This window comes from Streptantibioticus silvisoli (assembly GCF_027947535.2).
GTDB lineage: Bacteria > Actinomycetota > Actinomycetes > Streptomycetales > Streptomycetaceae > Streptantibioticus_C > Streptantibioticus_C silvisoli.
This window is the reverse complement of the sequence record NZ_JAAGKO020000028.1, coordinates 16904-29792: the sequence shown is the minus strand read 5'-3', so window position 1 is coordinate 29792 and position 12889 is coordinate 16904. Positions and strand designations below refer to the sequence as shown.

The window sequence follows — 12889 nt, the reverse complement described above, 5'->3', positions numbered from 1 at the left end:
GGAGCCGGGCAGCACGCGGGACGCCCGCCGCCGCGACGCGCACCCGCCGGCCGCGCCGTTCAGCATCACCGGACCGCCAGGACGTCAACCATGATCCACCGGACAGTTCCCACCAGAAGCCGCCCGCGCGGGAGTTGAACGCACTAAGCTGAAATGAAGCGCGAACCCCTCAATGCCGAGGCAAGTTCACGCCAGCTCAACGCCGAGGCAAGGACACCCGTCGATCCGGGACGGCGGCCACCCCACCGGCCACCGCCGCACGGCACCACACCGCACCGCGAACCCACCGCACCGGACGCCGCACACCCCCGGCGCGAGCCCGACCCGGCGCAGCACACCGCAAGCCACCGCACCGGACCCGGGCCACGCGCGTAAGACGCCGGCCACCGCCCCGCGAGCCACGCGGCGCGGACGTCAACCACCGCACCGCAGGCGCAGCCAGGCACCGCAGACGTCAGCCACCGCACCGCACGAGCCACCGCACCGCATGAACCCGCACCGCGGACGTCAACCACCGCACCGCACACCGCCCGCACCCCACGAACCCGCACCGCGGACGCCATCCACCGCCCCGCGAGCCCCGTGCAACCGCCGCCGGCGCCGGTTGCCGGGCCAGCCCGGAACGCGCTAGGTTGTACAGCCCATGAATGCGCTTACAGAGTGGACGTCCGGGTGAGTGCTCCGACGGTGTACGACGTGGCCGAGCAGGCCGACGTCTCGATCGCCACCGTGTCCCGGGTCTTCCGCAAACCGGACGCCGTGCGGGAGGCGACCCGCGAGCGGGTGATGGCCGTCGCGCGCAAGCTCGGCTACGTGCCCAGCGGCAGCGCCCGCGGTCTGGCCAGCCGGAGCACCGGCGTGCTGGGGCTGTGCTTCCCCGACTACGACGACAGCACGGCGGGCGTCGACGACGGCGAGATCACGCTGTACTCCGACGAGATCATCCGCGGCATGGAACGCGCCGCGCGCCGCCACGGGTACGCGCTGCTGATCGCGGCCTCGCTGGCCGGCGGCACGGAGAGCCTGGTGGCGAAGGTGGCCGGCCGGGTGGACGGGTTCGCGGTGCTGGCCAGGACCGTGCCGACCGAGGAGTTGGAGATCGTCTCGCGGCGGCTGCCGGTGGTGATGCTGGCCGGGCCCCGGGAGATGGACCACCTGGACCACATCGAGGTCGCCAACACCGACGGCCAGCGCCAGCTGACCCGGCACCTGATCGAGGACCACGGCCGCACCCGGCTGGCGTTCGTCGGCGGCGCCGAGGACTCACCGGACGCCCAGGCGCGGTTCCACGGCTTCCAACTCGCCTGCCAGGACGCCGGGTTGCCGGTGCCGGACGCACCCGACGCGCGGGGCGACCTGACGCAGGCCGACGGACGCGCCGCCACGGAGGCGCTGCTGGCGCGGCCGGGCCCGGCACCGGAGGCGATCCTGTTCGCCAACGACCAGATGGCGGTGGGCGCGCTGCGGGTACTGGAGCACCGCGGCCTGCGCGTGCCGGACGACATCGCGGTCACCGGGTTCGACGGCATCCCGCTGACCCGGCTGACCCGGCCGCCGGTCACCACGGTGCGGCAGCCGGCCGGCCGGCTCGGCGAGAACGCCGTCGACCTGCTGGTCCAGCGCCTCGCCGACCCCACCCGCGCCCCCGAGTCCGTCATGCTCCCCGTCACCGTCGTACGCCGCGAGAGCTGCGGCTGCGGGGACTGACGGGGCGGGACCGGACCAGGAACGGGGCCGGGGCGGGTGTCCGCCGGTGTCCGTCGGCGCACGGGTCTGGTCGCCGGTACCGGCCGCCTCCTAGGGTCGGTGGTATGACGACGACGCACAGCTACGAGGTCACCGTCGAGTGGACCGGCGACCGCGGGAGCGGCACCAGCGACTACCGGGCCTACGGCCGCGACCACGAGGTGCTGGCCGACGGCAAGCCGCCGATCGCGGCGTCGTCCGACCCGGCGTTCCTCGGCGACCCGGCGCGCTGGAACCCCGAGGAACTGCTCCTCGCCTCCGTCGCCCAGTGCCACATGCTGTGGTACCTCCACCTGTGCGCGGCCGCCGGTGTCGTCGTCACCGGCTACGAGGACCGGGCCCGCGCGGTACTGGCCGTGGACGCCACCGGGGGCGGCGGCCGGATCACCGGTGTCGTCCTCAGCCCGGAGGTCACCGTCGCCGACCCGGCCGACCTGGAACGCGCCCACGCCCTGCACGACGACGTCAACGCCCTGTGTTTCGTGGCCCGTTCGGTCAGCTTCCCCATCACCCACCTGCCGCACGTCGCCGGCCCGTGACGCCGCCCCGGCCGGCCGCCACCCCGGCGCCCGCCCGGACCTCCGCCCGAACGCCCGTACGAACGCCCGTCCGAACGCGGCCGGTTGACCGGGACCTTCCGGTCGTCCCGTCGGCCAACGGGGACGGCAGTTGGGTTCACGGAGCGCGCGCGGGCCCGCTGGCACGGCACAGTGGAACGAGCGATGTACACGCTTTCAGTGCGTTGTACGTGAGGGAGCCGGTGCGCGGCCGGGGATGCGGGGGCGCGGCATGAACGCGTATGTACCGTCGAGGGAGTTCGTCAACTCACTGGGTTCGTGGAGCTGGTTGGAGCAGACCGGGATCGGACCGCTGGCGTTCGTCCTGCTGGCGCTGCACGATTCGCCGGTCGCGACACCGGCGTTGAACGGCCTGGCGGACCTGCTGACGCTGGGGACGTCCCGGCACGACGTGCCGGACTGCGGGCGGCGGGTGGGCCTGCTGGGCGAACGGCGGGCCGCGCTGCGGGTGGACCGGTGCCGGCACGTGATCCAGGTCGCCGTCGGAGCGCGGTGGAGCGAGTTCGTGCGCGGCGGCGGCCGGGTCGCGGTGCTGGTCGGCCTCGCCCCGCTGCGCACCGGCGCCGGCCGGCCCGAGGTCGGCTCCTACCTGGCGAACAGCGTGCTGGCGGACGAACTGCGCATGGGCACGGCCGGCCTGCTGAGCCGGGCGTCCCGGTGACGGTCGCGGTGGCACCGTTCGACCACCGCCCGAAGGGGCCTTTCCGGCGCACGAGTTGACGGAACGTCAGACCTGAACCGGCGTCATGTCAGGTCGTACGAGCCGCCGTCCAGGTCCAGGACGTGCGGCGGTCACGGCCGGGCAGTTCGCCGCGGCCGGTGAGCCAGAGCAGGACGGGGACGGGATCGCCGGGCGGCGCGTCGGGGAAGAGCCGTTGCAGGACGGCGGCGCACAGCGGCGCGGGCGGCTGCCACCGGATGCCGAGGCCGGCGGTGATGTCGTGGGTGTGCAGCAGGATCTCGGCGACCCCCATCGCCGCGAACCCGGCCGCGTCGCACGCTCCCCAGTGCCACGCCCGCATCCCGGGCCCGGCGGCGTCCAGCGCGGCGATCAGCAGTCCGGCGGCGGCCGTCACGATCCGCAGCACGTCGCGCGGCGCCGCGGCCGGCCGCACGGTGAGGTCCATCGGCAGATACGCGTCGGACGGCATCGCCGTGACCTGGCCCGCGTACGCCAGCAGATCGTGGGCGATGTGCGCCGCCGTCGCCCGGCAGTCCCACTCCAGCGTCCCGGCGGGCACCGACCAGTCCCGGTCGGCGTGCTCCGCCAGCGTCCGCGTCGCCTCGGCGAGCGCGGCGGCGACGTCACGGCTGTCCATGTCACGACCGTCCACGGGGGGCATCAGCCGATGCTACGGGCGCCGGGCGCCGACGGCACGGGGGTTCGGTGCCGCGCGCCGGGGGACGGGGGTCACCGTTGCGCGTAATCCGGACGGACGTCCCCGTCCCGCCTCCCCGCCGGACGTGGCCGGCGCCGAGCCGCCCCTCCCCCACCGGACATGACCGCCGCCGAGCCGCCCCCCTGACCCGCTCGACGCCCGGTGCTCATCCCCGTCCGACGCCCAGCGTCGACAGCGCGTCGTCGAGGGCGACTTCGAGGTACGTGATGCGGTTCGTGGCCTGGAGCATGGTCGCGCCGCCGCAGATCGCGGTGAGGATCGCGGTGGCGGACCGGTCGGGGTCGGCGCCGGGCGGGATCGCGCCGGCGGCGGTCAACGCCCTGACGCCGTCGGCGAGATGGGACTGCCAGCGGTCGTACATCCGCGTGATGATCGTGCGGGTGGCGGGGTCGGCCAGGCCGAGCTGCGCGGTCAGCGCGGTCAGCGGGCAGCGGTCGCCCTGTGCGGCGTAGCGCTCGACGACCCGGTCGCGCCAGGCGTGCCACGTGGCCAGGTCGACGAGGTCGCCGAGCATCGGCTGCTGGTCGGCGATGACCTCCGCGGCCTCGTACTCCGCGACCGCGAGCAGCAGGTCGGACTTGCCGTCGGGGAAGTAGTGGAACAGCTGGCTCTTGCTGGTGGCGGTCGCCGCGCGGATGTCGTCGAGGCCGACGTTGGGCACGCCGCGTTCGCGCAGCAGCCGTGCCGCGCCCTCCACGATCCGGTCCCTGGTCGCCCGGCCGCGCTCGGTCAGCACTCGCTCCATGCCTTTCACCTTAGGCGACGCTCCCGGTGACCGGTGGGGCGCTGCGGGGAAAGCGTGCCGCCGGAGGTGAAGCGTCCCCGTACCTCAACCGCCGACCGTCCCGGAACGTCGACCGTCCCGGGACGTCGACCGCCGCGGAACGTCGACCGCCGCCCCTTCCCGAACATCGACCGCTCAGCGCGTCTCCCGTTCCAGCAGGGCGCGGAAGGTGCCCGCGGGGCGGCCGGTCAGGCGCGGGACGGTGTCGGTGACGCGGTCCTCGGACCCGTGCGCGATGGCCCGGTCCAGGTCGGCCAGCAGGGCGGCGAACTCCGGCGGCATCAGCGCCGCGAGGCGATCGCGCAGCTGCGCGGGGGACAGCCGGCGGTGGACCACCGGCCGGCCGGTGACCTCGGTGGTGATCGCGGCGATGTCGTCGTGGTCGAGCGTCTGCGGTCCGGTGAGGACGAGGTCGGTGCCGGGGGCGTGCTCGCCGGTCAGGACATGGGCGGCGACGGCCGCGATGTCCTCGGCGTCGACGAAGCCGACCCGGCCGCTCCCGGTGGCGGTCCAGATCGCGCCGTCCTGCCGGATGCTCACGGCGTGCGCGTGGCCGCCGGTGAAGTTCTGCATGAACCACGAGGGCCGCAGCACCGCCCACTGGTCGAACAGGCCGGGCAGCGCCCGGTGCACCATCCCCACCGCCGGGCCGCCCTCGGGGATGGCCGAGGAGCTGAGGAGTACCGCGCGGTGCACGCCGGCGGCGCGGGCACGCCGGAGGAACGGCAGCATGACCGCCGCCGGATCGGGGTCGCCGGGGGGCGGTACGAGGTAGACGCGGTCGACCCCGCCGAGGGCGGCGGCGTGGGTGGCGGGGTCGTACCAGTCGAAGGCGACCGGCTCGGCGCCGGGGACCGCGGTGGCGTGGCGGCTGGCGGCCCTGACGCGGTGGCCGGCGGCCGTCAGCCGGGCGGCGGTGCGGCTGCCGGTGGTGCCGGTGGCGCCGATGACCAGCGTGGTGCCGGCGGTGCTCATCGGCCGCTCCCTGCGAAGTCGGCGCCGGGTTCGAGGACGGCGAGCGGGTTCCAGTAGTCGCGGTAGGAGGTGATGCGGCCGTCCTGAGCGGTCACGACGGCGATGTAGGTCATGTCGAACGGGCGGCCGGTCTTCACCAGGCGGCCGACGCCGCGCATCTCGGCCACGATGGTCGCCGGATCGGTGGTCCGGTGGATCCGCAGGGCGGGGAAGCCGTGCAGGTCGATGTGGTCGGGGTAGTCGCGCATGTAGTCGGCGACGGCCTTCCGGCCCTCCAGACGCCCGGGCCGGCCGTCGGGGGCGAAGGGGAACTCCATGACGCCGTCCTCGGCCCACAGGCCGACCCAGCCGGCGATGTCCTTGTCCAGCAGCAGCCGCAGACCGCGGCGGTACAGATCGGCCGGGGAAGTCGGTGCGGACACGGGTGTCCTCCATCTCGTAGAATCCGGACCCAGGGTCCGCTTTGACGATACGGACCCGGGGTCCGCTTTGCAAGCAGAGGACGAACGAAGGAGCCGCATGCCCGAGCGCAAGCCCCGCAAGGACGCCGCCCGCAACCGGGAGGCCGTCCTCGTGGCCGCCGACGCCCTCTTCGCCCGCCACGCGAGCCCCGAGGACGTCACCATGGCCGACATCGCCGCGGCGGCCGGCGTCGGCAAGGGCACGCTCTTCCGGGCCTTCGGCGACCGCCCCGGACTGCTCCGCGCGCTGTACGAGGCGCGGCTCGAACCGGTCAGGGCGGCCGCCGAGGCGGGCCCGCCGCCGCTGGGGCCCACCACCGCGCCGCGCCAGCGGGTACCCGCCCTGCTCGACGCGGTCCTGTGCTTCAAGCTCGACAACCGCCGCCTCGCGCTGGCCCTGGAGGAGAGCGGGAGCGGCAGCCCGTACCAGGCGGAGCACTACGAGCGCTGGCACACCCTGCTGCGGGCGGCACTGGAGCAGATCCCCGGCCTGGCCGACACCGGCTTCACCGCCCACGCCCTGCTCGCCGCCACCCGGGCCGACCTCGTCGAGCACCTGGCCGGCCAGGAGCGCGTACCGCGCGAGAGACTGCGCGCGCAGCTGGCGCACTTCACCGCCGGAGTCCTGGGCCTCGACCCCCCGCAGGAAGCGACCGCCCAGGACTGACCGACGACCGACCGACCGAGGACCGGGCGGGGCCACCGCGCGGGCGCGCACACCGGCGCCACCCAACGCGTCCACGTGCCCACCGGGACCCTGAGCGCGCAACAGGCCCCGGGGCACCGACGATCCCAGCGCCATCCCCCGACTCCGGGCACACGAGAACCAGCACAGTGGACCGTTCGGTCCATCATGAGTTAGCGTTGGACCGATCGGTCCAACGAACGTCTCGCGCGACCGCTCCCCGCAGCGTCCCGCGATGGGGGTCCGTGGCGTCCCGCGACGTGAGTCCGCCGCGCCCTGCGGCGGGATCCCCCGCCGCGTCCCGCGACCGGCGCCCGCGGCGTCCACCTCAGAAGGAGCAACCCCATGCCCGCACGTCTGGCCGGCAAGACCGCCCTCGTCACCGGGGCGACCAGCAACATCGGGCGGGCGATCGCCGTGGCGTTCGCGGCCGAGGGCGCGCACGTCGTCGTCTCCGGGCGGGACGCGGAACGCGGCGCCGCCGTGCTGGACGAGATCCGCTCGGCCGGCGGACGCGCCGACTTCGCCCCGGCCGACCTCGACGGGTCGGCCCGGGCCGGGCGGGAACTCGCCGCCGCGGCCGGCGGTCTGCTCGGCGGCCGGATCGACATCCTGGTCAACAACGCCGGGATCTACCCCGCCGCCAGCACCCTCGACACCGACGAGGAGACGTTCGACCGGGTGTACGCGGTCAACGTCAAGGCGCCGTTCTTCCTCACCGCGGCCGTCGTGCCGGGCATGATCGCGGCGGGTGGCGGCGCGATCGTCAACCTCGGCTCGTGGATCGCCCGGCTCGGCGTCCCGACGGGCGGGCTCTACAGCTCCTCCAAGGGCGCGGTCGAGACGCTGACCCGGGCCTGGGCCGCCGAGTTCGGGCCGCGCGGCATCCGCGTCAACGCCATCTCCCCCGGCGTCGTCCACACCCCGGCCCCGGCCGGCCAGGTCCTCCCCGGCGCCTTCATGATGAACGGCACCCCGGCCGGCACCGTCGGCCCGCCCGGCGCCGTCGCCCACGCCGCCGTCTACCTGGCCTGCGACGAGGCGGCGTTCGTCCACGGCACGGTGCTGGACGTGGACGGCGGCCGGGTCGGCGTCGCGGTCATCGCGGGGTGAGGCGGGGGACGTCGCGGGGGGACGGCCCGCGGCGCGAGGGAGCACCCGGGCGGCGCGGGTGCGGGCCCGGGCGGTGCGAGGGGGGCGCCTTGCGGCACGGGAGGCGTGGAGACCCGGCGGCGGTACCGGGGCGACCCCGGCGGCGTGGCCGGCGGCGCGAGCCGGCCGCTCCCGCCGGAACGCCCAGCCGTGACGCCGGGTCAGCCGTACAGCAGGCCCAGGATCACGGGGATCGCGTAGGCGCCGGCGCCCATCAGCACGAACGTCAGCAGGACGCCGAGGCAGGAGCGGCCGCCGGCGACGGAGGCGGGGCTGCCGCGGCGGGAGGGAAGGCGCAGCAGGGGCGCCGGTTCCATCCACAGGTAGGTGAAGAAGCCGGCGCCGGTCAGCAGGGTCAGCGCGGGCCAGGCGGGCCGGAACGACGAACGGCGGCCGGGGAGGCAGAAGGCGGCGACGGTGAGCAGCAGGCCGATGGTGACGGTGCCGGCGGCCGTCCAGACCGGGCTGAGGAAGAACGGGTAGTCGGCCGGCAGGATCGCGCTGAGGGCGCCGGGGCCGTCGACCGCGCTGTCGCCGCCGGTGAAGCGGACGCTGCGGCCGCTGTCCCGCAGCAGGAAGCGGATGTGGTCCTCGAACCCGGCGGGCTGGGCCGACAGGTCGTCACCCAGGGGCTGCGACAGCGTCTTGGAGAGTAACGGGCCGTCGCGCCAGTGCACGTACAGCCGGGAGGAGTCGGTGTGGACCCGGACCACCGACGTGTTGCCGGCCTGGACATCATCGGCCAGGCCGTTCGGGTCACTGTGGATCGGGCTCTGTTCGACGGTGAACAGCACGAACGAGGCGACGAGCCACGCCAGTACCGCCCAACGCACCGCCTTGCCGCGGCGCCGGACGGCGAATGCCTGGATCCGCGACTCCCACGCCGGGGATTCCCCGGCGGGTCCCGCTCGGTGCTCGGCCCCACGTGGGCCGGTGCTGTCCTCCATGAGTTCCCCCCTCTGGTGGGGAAAACGCTAGACCTGGCCGGAGAACAGGGCGTTGGCGGGTGGTGTGCCGACCGGTTCCGGCCAGCGGGTGGGACCGGTCAGCTCTTCGGTCCGGACAGCCGGTGCTGGCCGACGAGGAGCGCCGTGTCGACGTCCCGGGTGCCGGTGGCCAGGCACAGCGTGTAGGCCGCCTCGTTCATGACACTGCGTGCCTGCGGGTCCCCTGCGGTGACGTACGCGGCACGCAGGGTCTCGTACCGAGTGATCAGCTTCCGCAGGGCAGGAGGGTGCGGGGTCTGCATTCGGAACTCTCCGTTCACTTGTCCACGTCATCGTCGCGTGGCGCTCCATTGTGCCCATACCCAGCAATGACGCGTCGATGCGGGGTTCGTGCGGAAGCGGCTGGATTCCGGTGGTCGGCAACGGCTTCCGCGTGTACGCGGCCCGGCCGGGGTAGACGAGCGGAGGTGCCCGCCGATCTGGCACCGAGTGACCGGACGGTCTGAGGAGATCACCGTGCTGATGGCACACCCGCTGGTGCTGAGCAACCTGATGACGGAGTACCGCACGCTGCTCGCGCTGCACGGCGAGCAGAGCACCCCTGAGGTGCGGCAGCGGATGGACGACCTGGCCTACACGCTGTGCGTCTCCACCGGGACCCGGGACGTGGAGACCGCGATGATCATCGCCCGGCACCGGCTGCCGGGCGCCCGCCCGGAGGACGACTCGGTGCTCACCGGCGGGGACGACCTGCTGCCGGCCGTCGGCTGACGACGCCCGCGGGGGCCGGACCGCGCTCGGCCGACCGGCCCCAGGACTGGCTGAAAATCGCCGGTTGCTCACCGGCGGGTCCCGCCCGGCAGGTTTATCGGTTCGGACGACGGGTTTACCGGTTCGGACGACGGGTTTACCGGTTCGTACGGCGTGTGCAGCGGGACGGACGACGCGTTCGCCGGTTCGGACAGCGGTCCTGTTGGTTCGGACGGCGGGCCCACCGGTTCGGTCGGCGGGTTCGCCGGTGCGGCCCGGCGGGGTCCAACGGTCAGACGACGGCGTCGCCGTGGTCGCCGACCACGGCCGCCCGGGGCGTCCGGCCGGCCGCCGTCCAGCTGAGCAGCAGCACCGCCAGGTCGTCGGTGTGCCGCCCGTCGTCCATGCCGCGGGTGGTGGCGGCCAGGTGGTCGACCAGAGCGTTCCCGGCCAAGTGCGGTGCGGCGTCGATGAGTTCGACCAGTCCGGCCACCCCGAGCCGGGCCCGCCCGGGGCCGCGGTGCCCCTCGACCAGGCCGTCGGTGAACATCATCAGCGCGCCGTGGTCGGGCAGGCCGACCCGGCTGGTGGTCCAGTTGTGGGCGCCGGGCAGCAGGCCCAGCGCGAGGCCGGCCCGGCACTCCAGCGACCGGGCGCCGTCGCTGATCAGTAGCGGCGCGTCGTGCCCGGCGAGCGTGATGTCGGCGAACGCGCCGGCCGGGTCCATCGACAGCGTCACGCAGGTGGCGAACTTCTCCGCGTACGGGCGCTCGGCGACCATGATGCGTTCCATCAACGCCAGCAGTTCGGCGCCCCGGTGGCCGCCGAGGACCAGCGAGCGCCAGGCGATGCGCAGCAGCACGCCGAGCGCCGCCTCGTCCGGCCCGTGACCGCTGACGTCGCCGACGACCGCGTGCACCGCGCCGTCGTCGGTCTGCACGATGTCGAGGAAGTCACCGCCCAGCAGGGCGTGTTCGCGGCTGGGCAGGTAACGGGTGACCGGGGTGACGGTGCCCGGGGCGAGCAACGGCGCCGGCAGCAGGCCGCGTTCCAGCCGGATGTTCTCCTGGGCGCGCAACCGGTTCTCGCGCAACTGCGTCGCGGTGCGCTCGGCCTGCTTGCGGTGCACCGCGTAGCGCAGGGAGCGGTCCAGCAGCTCCGGGGTGACCTGGCCCTTGACCAGGTAGTCCTGCGCGCCGATGGCCAGGGCCTCGGCGCCGATGCCGGTGTCGGTCATACCGGTCAGCACGATGACGGCGGCACCGGGCCCGGCGCGGTGCACGTCGTTGACGGTGCCGATCCCGGAGGCGTCGGGCAGGTGCAGGTCGAGCAGGACGCAGTCGGGGGTCTCGTCGCGCCGCAGCACGACGAGGGTCTCGGCGAAGGTCTGCACCCACTGGAGGACCACGGACAGGCCGGTGTCGGCCAGGAGTTCCTCCACCAGCAGGGCGTCGCCGGCGTCGTCCTCGACCAGCAGCACGCGGTAGACGTGCGAGTCGGAGTCCGGGGCGCCGGGCCGCGGGACGATGTGGCGGGTCGCCGCGGGACCGGGGGCGTCGGTCATGCCCGCTCCCCCGCGGCCTCGGCGCCGGCCGGTGCGAGCGGCTCGTCGTCCGCGGCCGGCGGGGCGTCGTCCATCACCGGCAGGGTGAGGACGAGCCGGGCGCCGGGACCGTGGTCGGGGTCCAGCGTGATGGTGCCGCCGTGGTACTCCACGATCTTCTTGCAGAGCGCGAGCCCGATCCCGTTGCCCGGATACGTCTCACGGGTGTGCAGGCGCTGGAAGATGACGAAGACCTTCTCCGCGTACGCCTGCTCGATGCCGATGCCGTTGTCGGCCACCGCGATCTCCCAGACCGGGCCGCGGCGCACCACGGTGACGTCCAGCCGCGGCGGCCGGTCCGGGGAGCGGAACTTGATCGCGTTGCTCAGCAGGTTCTGCATCAGCATGCTCAGCTGGGTGCGGTCGCCGGTGACGGTGGGCAGCGGATCGTGCCGGACGTCGGCGCCGGACTCGTCGATCGCGATGCTCAGCGAGTCCTCGACGCGGGTGAGGACCTCCTCCAGGTCCACCGGTCCGTGCTCGGCGTGCAGGCGGCCGACGCGGGAGAACTCCAGCAGGTCGTTGATCAGCCCCTGCATGCGGTTCGCGCCGTCGACCGCGAAGCCGATGTAGGTGCGGGCACGGTCGTCGAGCTGGGCGGCGTACCGGCGTTCCAGCAGCTGGCAGAAGCTGGCGACCTTGCGCAGCGGCTCCTGGAGGTCGTGCGAGGCGACGTAGGCGAACTGCTCCAGCTCGGCGTTGGAGCGGCGCAGGTCGGCGGCCTGCTCGTCCAGCTGGTCGCGGGCACGGTTGGTGAAGACCAGTTCGGCGGCGAGGCGTTCGCGCATCGTGTTGACGTCGGAGGCCAGCCGCCGCAGGTCGGCCGGGCCGGCCCCTTCGACCGGGTGGTTGAAGTCGCCGCGCGAGACCCGCCGCACGTCCTGCGACAACCGGTCCAGCGGCCCGGTGACGACGCGGCGCAGGCCGACGAAGATCAGGACGGCCAGCAGCAGCACGACGCCGGCGATGACGACGAAGACCACGTCGCGTTCGGTGTCGATGTGGTTCAGTTCGGCGCGGGTGCTCACCTGCTGGGCGCGCAGCCGGGTCTGCTGGACGGTCAGGGCGGCGCGGACGGCATCGAAGTCCTTGCGCCCCTCGTCGGCGCGCTGGGTGGCCAGCGGGGCGGGCGCCCCGGCCGGCTCGGCGGCGATCGGCCGGGCGATGCGGTCCTGCCAGTGGTCGGCCACCTTCAGCACGGCCGTCAGGTCGCGGGAGGCCGGCGAACCGGCCGGCAGCAGCCGGTGCAGCTGGGCGACGGCCTGCCGCTCCTGGGTGGCGCCCTCGGTGTACGGCTGGAGGAAGTCCCGCTGTCCGCTGAGGCCGTAGCCGCGGATGCCGGTCTCCTGGTTGATCAGCGCGCTCTCCAGGTTCGCGGAGTTCACCAGCGCGGGCGTGGTGCGGTCCAGCAGGTCGTCGCTGACCGACGTGGCCCGTGCGAAGAACACCATGCCGACCACCGACAGCACCGCCAGCACCGCCAGCGCGGCGCAGACCCCGCGGGTGAGGAGCTGCTGGGTGGTCCGGCGGGAACGGCGGGAGCCGGACGACGGCGGAGTGCTCGACGGTGCGGTGGCGGTGGCTGGGGCGGAGGCCGCGGGTGCCGTGTTCGACGGTGCCGTGCTCGACGGTGCCGGTTGCGTGGCCGGCGTCGGGGCCGGTGCCGGGGCCGGCGTTCCCGTCGAGCGGGCCGGTGCCGTGTCGTGGCCGGCGGGCGGTCTCGCGCCCGGCGGTGCCGCGCCCGGCGTCGCCGAGATGTCCGGGCCGGGCCCGTCAACGTGGCTCGCCATGTCGAGCCCCTCCCCACA

14 protein-coding genes are annotated in these 12889 nt (G+C 74.4%); 6 read left to right on the top strand and 8 right to left on the bottom strand.

Annotated elements, in window-relative coordinates:
* Positions 1–672: 672 nt before the first annotated feature.
* The 3 genes from POF43_RS19515 (at position 673) to POF43_RS19505 (ending at position 2985) form a co-directional block, all read left to right on the top strand.
* Positions 673–1707: a LacI family DNA-binding transcriptional regulator gene (locus POF43_RS19515; RefSeq protein ID WP_271317303.1), complete on the top strand. Its 1035-nt coding sequence runs from the start codon at positions 673–675 to the stop codon at positions 1705–1707.
* A 104-nt stretch (positions 1708–1811) separates the two neighbouring features.
* Positions 1812–2285, top strand: coding sequence for an OsmC family protein (locus POF43_RS19510; RefSeq protein WP_271318487.1), 474 nt, complete (start codon positions 1812–1814; stop codon positions 2283–2285).
* 250 nt (positions 2286–2535) lie between these two features.
* The gene (locus tag POF43_RS19505; protein ID WP_271324616.1) at positions 2536–2985 is read left to right on the top strand and encodes a hypothetical protein; all 450 of its coding nucleotides are present in this window, start codon (positions 2536–2538) and stop codon (positions 2983–2985) included.
* 88 nt (positions 2986–3073) lie between these two features.
* On the opposite strand, the gene POF43_RS19500 is transcribed toward POF43_RS19505, so the two are convergent.
* From POF43_RS19500 to POF43_RS19485, 4 genes are all read right to left on the bottom strand, one after another.
* Positions 3074–3643, bottom strand: coding sequence for a maleylpyruvate isomerase N-terminal domain-containing protein (locus tag POF43_RS19500; RefSeq protein ID WP_271324615.1), 570 nt, complete (start codon positions 3641–3643; stop codon positions 3074–3076).
* A 226-nt stretch (positions 3644–3869) separates the two neighbouring features.
* Complete coding sequence (locus POF43_RS19495; protein WP_271324019.1) at positions 3870–4469, bottom strand: TetR/AcrR family transcriptional regulator; 600 nt, start codon at positions 4467–4469, stop codon at positions 3870–3872.
* Between the two features lie 174 nt (positions 4470–4643).
* On the bottom strand, positions 4644–5483 hold the full coding sequence (locus tag POF43_RS19490; RefSeq protein ID WP_271324018.1) for an NAD(P)H-binding protein: 840 nt from the start codon (positions 5481–5483) through the stop codon (positions 4644–4646).
* The gene (locus POF43_RS19485; protein ID WP_271324017.1) at positions 5480–5905 is read right to left on the bottom strand and encodes a nuclear transport factor 2 family protein; all 426 of its coding nucleotides are present in this window, start codon (positions 5903–5905) and stop codon (positions 5480–5482) included. The genes POF43_RS19490 and POF43_RS19485 overlap by 4 nt, the downstream gene beginning before the upstream one ends.
* Before the next feature lie 97 nt (positions 5906–6002).
* Here POF43_RS19485 and POF43_RS19480 point away from each other — a divergent pair, with 97 nt between their 5' ends.
* On the top strand, positions 6003–6611 hold the full coding sequence (locus POF43_RS19480; RefSeq protein WP_271324016.1) for a TetR/AcrR family transcriptional regulator: 609 nt from the start codon (positions 6003–6005) through the stop codon (positions 6609–6611).
* Positions 6612–6974: 363 nt separating this feature from the next.
* Positions 6975–7742, top strand: a complete 768-nt coding sequence (locus tag POF43_RS19475; RefSeq protein WP_271324015.1) for an SDR family NAD(P)-dependent oxidoreductase — start codon at positions 6975–6977, stop codon at positions 7740–7742.
* 200 nt (positions 7743–7942) lie between these two features.
* Here the strand turns inward: POF43_RS19475 and POF43_RS19470 are convergent, their stop codons facing one another.
* Together POF43_RS19470 and POF43_RS19465 are read right to left on the bottom strand one after the other, a co-directional pair.
* Positions 7943–8728 (bottom strand): hypothetical protein, encoded by a 786-nt coding sequence (locus POF43_RS19470; protein ID WP_271324014.1) that lies wholly within the window; start codon positions 8726–8728, stop codon positions 7943–7945.
* A gap of 98 nt (positions 8729–8826) precedes the next feature.
* The gene (locus POF43_RS19465; RefSeq protein WP_271313394.1) at positions 8827–9030 is read right to left on the bottom strand and encodes a DUF5133 domain-containing protein; all 204 of its coding nucleotides are present in this window, start codon (positions 9028–9030) and stop codon (positions 8827–8829) included.
* 214 nt (positions 9031–9244) lie between these two features.
* Here POF43_RS19465 and POF43_RS19460 point away from each other — a divergent pair, with 214 nt between their 5' ends.
* Positions 9245–9499, top strand: a complete 255-nt coding sequence (locus POF43_RS19460) for a DUF5133 domain-containing protein (protein WP_271313395.1) — start codon at positions 9245–9247, stop codon at positions 9497–9499.
* 271 nt (positions 9500–9770) lie between these two features.
* Here the strand turns inward: POF43_RS19460 and POF43_RS19455 are convergent, their stop codons facing one another.
* Together POF43_RS19455 and POF43_RS19450 are read right to left on the bottom strand one after the other, a co-directional pair.
* Positions 9771–11042 (bottom strand): PP2C family protein-serine/threonine phosphatase, encoded by a 1272-nt coding sequence (locus tag POF43_RS19455; RefSeq protein WP_271324013.1) that lies wholly within the window; start codon positions 11040–11042, stop codon positions 9771–9773.
* Positions 11039–12871 carry a sensor histidine kinase gene (locus POF43_RS19450; RefSeq protein WP_271324012.1) on the bottom strand — a complete coding sequence of 611 codons (1833 nt, stop codon included), beginning with the start codon at positions 12869–12871 and terminating at the stop codon, positions 11039–11041. Before POF43_RS19450 ends, POF43_RS19455 begins: the two co-directional genes overlap by 4 nt.
* Positions 12872–12889: the final 18 nt, after the last annotated feature.

Coding starts and splice junctions, on each gene's coding strand:
- POF43_RS19510 (WP_271318487.1), top strand. CDS start 1,812: ATGACGACGACGCACAGCTACGAGGTCACCGTCGAGTGGACCGGCGAC.
- POF43_RS19505 (WP_271324616.1), top strand. CDS start 2,536: ATGAACGCGTATGTACCGTCGAGGGAGTTCGTCAACTCACTGGGTTCG.
- POF43_RS19500 (WP_271324615.1), bottom strand. CDS start 3,643: ATGGACAGCCGTGACGTCGCCGCCGCGCTCGCCGAGGCGACGCGGACG.
- POF43_RS19495 (WP_271324019.1), bottom strand. CDS start 4,469: ATGGAGCGAGTGCTGACCGAGCGCGGCCGGGCGACCAGGGACCGGATC.
- POF43_RS19490 (WP_271324018.1), bottom strand. CDS start 5,483: ATGAGCACCGCCGGCACCACGCTGGTCATCGGCGCCACCGGCACCACC.
- POF43_RS19480 (WP_271324016.1), top strand. CDS start 6,003: ATGCCCGAGCGCAAGCCCCGCAAGGACGCCGCCCGCAACCGGGAGGCC.
- POF43_RS19475 (WP_271324015.1), top strand. CDS start 6,975: ATGCCCGCACGTCTGGCCGGCAAGACCGCCCTCGTCACCGGGGCGACC.
- POF43_RS19470 (WP_271324014.1), bottom strand. CDS start 8,728: ATGGAGGACAGCACCGGCCCACGTGGGGCCGAGCACCGAGCGGGACCC.
- POF43_RS19465 (WP_271313394.1), bottom strand. CDS start 9,030: ATGCAGACCCCGCACCCTCCTGCCCTGCGGAAGCTGATCACTCGGTAC.
- POF43_RS19455 (WP_271324013.1), bottom strand. CDS start 11,042: ATGACCGACGCCCCCGGTCCCGCGGCGACCCGCCACATCGTCCCGCGG.
- POF43_RS19450 (WP_271324012.1), bottom strand. CDS start 12,871: ATGGCGAGCCACGTTGACGGGCCCGGCCCGGACATCTCGGCGACGCCG.